4 protein-coding genes are annotated in these 3,332 nt (G+C 61.0%); all 4 read left to right on the plus strand.

Annotated elements, in window-relative coordinates:
* Nucleotides 1–23 precede the first annotated feature (23 nt).
* The 4 genes from ACSLE4_RS06340 to pqqA all read left to right on the plus strand — a co-directional run bounded on the left by ACSLE4_RS06340 (nucleotide 24) and on the right by pqqA (nucleotide 3,317).
* Nucleotides 24–1,229: an NAD-dependent formate dehydrogenase gene (locus ACSLE4_RS06340; protein WP_435903637.1), complete on the plus strand. Its 1,206-nt coding sequence runs from the start codon at nucleotides 24–26 to the stop codon at nucleotides 1,227–1,229.
* Between the two features lie 258 nt (nucleotides 1,230–1,487).
* Complete coding sequence (locus tag ACSLE4_RS06345) at nucleotides 1,488–2,891, plus strand: L-lactate MFS transporter (RefSeq protein WP_435903638.1); 1,404 nt, start codon at nucleotides 1,488–1,490, stop codon at nucleotides 2,889–2,891.
* On the plus strand, nucleotides 2,888–3,025 hold the full coding sequence (locus ACSLE4_RS06350; protein ID WP_435903639.1) for an MFS transporter small subunit: 138 nt from the start codon (nucleotides 2,888–2,890) through the stop codon (nucleotides 3,023–3,025). Before ACSLE4_RS06345 ends, ACSLE4_RS06350 begins: the two co-directional genes overlap by 4 nt.
* Nucleotides 3,026–3,227: 202 nt before the next feature.
* Nucleotides 3,228–3,317 (plus strand): pyrroloquinoline quinone precursor peptide PqqA, encoded by a 90-nt coding sequence (gene pqqA / locus ACSLE4_RS06355; protein WP_045363338.1) that lies wholly within the window; start codon nucleotides 3,228–3,230, stop codon nucleotides 3,315–3,317.
* The last annotated feature ends 15 nt before the right edge of the window (nucleotides 3,318–3,332 follow it).

A 3,332-nucleotide genomic window follows, 5' to 3' on the forward strand; every position in this document is an offset into this window, starting at 1 on the left:
GTCGCCCCGAAAGGAGTGCCGATATGGCAAAAGTTGTCTGTGTTCTTTACGACGATCCGGTGGACGGTTACCCGCCAAAATATGCGCGGGATGACATTCCCAAGATCGATCGCTATCCCGATGGCCAGACCGCGCCCACCCCGAGTGCAATCGACTTCAAACCGGGTGAGCTGCTCGGCAGCGTTTCGGGTGAGCTCGGACTGCGCAAGTTCCTCGAGGAGGCGGGCCACGAGCTTGTGGTGACCGCCGACAAGGACGGTGCGAATTCCGAGTTCGAGAAGCAGTTGGTCGATGCCGATGTGGTCATCTCCCAGCCCTTCTGGCCGGCCTACATGACGAAGGAGCGCTTCGATAAGGCCAAGAACCTGAAGCTGGTCGTCACCGCCGGCATCGGCTCCGACCATACCGACCTGCAAGCGGCAATGGACAAGAACGTCACGGTGGCCGAGGTCACCTTCTGCAACTCGATCAGTGTCGCCGAGCATGTGGTGATGATGATCCTGTCGCTGGTGCGGAACTACATCCCGTCTTACCAATGGGTGATCAAAGGCGGCTGGAACATCGCCGACTGTGTCGAGCGGTCCTACGACCTGGAAGGCATGAATGTCGGCACGGTCGCGTCGGGACGCATCGGTCTTGCCGTTCTGAGGCGGCTCGCGCCCTTCGACGTGAACCTCCACTATTACGACAAACACCGTCTGCCTAAGGAGGTGGAGCAGGAGCTCAACCTCACCTATCACCCGAACGTGGAATCCATGGTCAAGGTCTGCGACGTGGTGACCATCAACTGCCCGTTACACCCCGAGACCGAGCATCTCTTCAACGACGAGATGATCGGCAAGATGAAGCGCGGCAGCTACCTCATCAACACCGCCCGCGGCAAGATCGCCGATCGCGATGCGGTGGTGCGTGCGTTGGAGAGCGGCCAGCTCGCCGGTTACGCGGGCGATGTGTGGTTCCCGCAACCGGCGCCGAGGGATCATCCGTGGCGGACCATGCCCCATCACGGCATGACGCCGCATATCTCCGGCACCTCGCTGTCGGCGCAGACGCGCTATGCGGCGGGCACCCGAGAAATCCTTGAGGACTTCTTCGCCGGCAAGCCGATCCGCGATGAGTATCTCATCGTCGAGGGCGGCAAGCTTGCCGGGACCGGCGCGCATTCCTACACGGCCGGCGACGCCACCAAGGGTTCCGAGGAAGCCGCGAAGTACCAAAAGGCGAGCTAGGCCACGCGCCGTGTTCGCATCAACCCGCGCTCCTTGGTTGCCGCTACTCTTCCGGCACCTTGAAGCGCGGGCTTTCTCAAGTCTCGCGACATCTCGCGCATCGCAACGCGTGTCACGCCGTTGTCACACGCCGCGCAACCGGCGCGGCCTACCGAACTTGCGCGAGCACGACGCAAGAGCCCTTGCGATACGTGCGAAGCCCGGCCAGACTAGCGGCCAATAAACACGACAAAGCGGTTTCTAGGGGGGATTTGAAGTATGGCGACCGCAGCACAAGCGGACTCAGGGGGCATCCTACATTGGCTTGACCGGTCGCATACGGTAGCCAAGCCGGGCTTTAGCCGTTGGCTCGTGCCGCCTGCCGCGCTTTGCGTGCATCTTTGCATCGGCCAGGTCTACGCTTTCAGCGTCTTCAACCTGCCGATGACCAGACTCATCGGCATCACCGAATCCGCCCCTGACGACTGGAAGCTCACCGAGCTTGGCTGGATCTTCTCCATTGCCATCGTGTTCCTCGGCCTGTCCGCCGCCTTCACCGGTACGTGGCTCGATCGTGTTGGACCGCGCAAGGCCATGTTCACCGCGGCGCTGTGCTTCGGCGGCGGCTTTCTGATCTCCGCGCTCGGCGTTCATCTGCACCAGCTCTGGATCGTCTATCTCGGCTACGGAGTGCTCGGCGGCTGCGGGCTCGGCCTCGGCTATATCTCGCCGGTGAAAACCCTGATCACCTGGTTCCCCGACCGGCCCGGCATGGCCACCGGTATGGCTATCATGGGCTTCGGCGGCGGCGCGATGATCGCCTCGCCTCTGTCGGTCTGGCTGATGCAGTACTTTTCCAGCCCCACCGATGTGGGCGTGCAGAGCACCTTCGTCACGATGGGCCTCGTCTACATGGTCTTTATGCTGGTGGGCGCGACGATCGTTCGCGTGCCTCCCAAAGATTGGGCTCCTGAGGGCTATGTGGCGCCGGCCCAGCCCAAGAAGCTCGTTACCACATCCCACGTCCATGTGGACGAGGCGCTCAAGACCCCGCAATTCTATCTTCTGTGGGGCGTGCTCTGCCTGAACGTGACGGCGGGCATCGGCGTGCTTGGCCAGGCCTCCGCCATGAGCCAGGAAATGTTTCCGGGCCAAATCACGGCCGCGGCGGCGGCGGGCTTCGTTGGTTTGTTGAGCCTGTTCAACATGCTCGGCCGCTTCTTCTGGGCCTCGACCTCGGACTATATCGGTCGGCGCAACACCTACATGATCTTCTTCGCGCTGGGCATGGCGCTCTACGCCGCCGTCCCGTGGACGGGCGAGACGGGCTCGATCGTTCTGTTTGTGCTGTTCTATTGCGTCATCATGACCATGTACGGCGGCGGCTTCGCCACGATCCCCGCCTATCTCAGGGATATCTTCGGCGTCCGCTATGTCGGCGCGATTCATGGTCGCCTGTTGACCGCCTGGTCCACCGCGGGCGTCCTCGGGCCCGTGCTCGTCAATTACATCCGCGAATATCAGATCAACAACGGCGTGCCCAAAGCCGACGCCTATTCGGTCACCATGTACATCATGGCCGGACTGCTCCTGGTAGGCTTCATTCTGAACTGGCTGATGCGGCCCGTGCACGAGAAACACCACATGACCGAGGCTGAACTGAAGGCCTCAATGGAGGGATGATGACCGCCACCCATCACGAAGACGTCTCGGGCGCCAACAAGATCAAGCTCGTGCTCTCCTGGTCGTTCGTTGGGATTCCGCTGATCTGGGGCGTTTACAACACCCTGGCCCAGTCCGCCCTGCTGTTCCAATAGCCTCGGAGCCCGTGAAAACGTCTCGTGAGGCTTTAGCGGAGCCGTCCGTGCCGCTTTGATTTTGGCCATCCGCATGATTTGCAAGGCTTTTTCTTGTCAGAATTCGTTAATGTCGCTGTCAGGATGCGTTCATGGACGCTTCATGCGGCTCTCATCCCCATACCCCATTATCTAGCCTTGAAGTTCACCGAAGGAGACGACCATGAAAGAGTGGCTGAAGCCTGAGATCACCGAGTCCGAAGCTGGTATGGAAGTGACTTCTTATCTTCCGGCTGAGCTTGACCGCGCTTAATTCGCGCTGATCTAG

It is taken from the genome of Methyloceanibacter sp. (assembly GCF_051306395.1).
Taxonomy (GTDB): domain Bacteria; phylum Pseudomonadota; class Alphaproteobacteria; order Rhizobiales; family Methyloligellaceae; genus Methyloceanibacter.

Excerpts from the sequence above, each read along its gene's own strand:
- ACSLE4_RS06340 (WP_435903637.1), top strand. The coding sequence starts at position 24 with ATGGCAAAAGTTGTCTGTGTTCTTTACGACGATCCGGTGGACGGTTAC.
- ACSLE4_RS06350 (WP_435903639.1), top strand. The coding sequence starts at position 2,888 with ATGATGACCGCCACCCATCACGAAGACGTCTCGGGCGCCAACAAGATC.
- ACSLE4_RS06345 (WP_435903638.1), top strand. The coding sequence starts at position 1,488 with ATGGCGACCGCAGCACAAGCGGACTCAGGGGGCATCCTACATTGGCTT.
- pqqA (WP_045363338.1), top strand. The coding sequence starts at position 3,228 with ATGAAAGAGTGGCTGAAGCCTGAGATCACCGAGTCCGAAGCTGGTATG.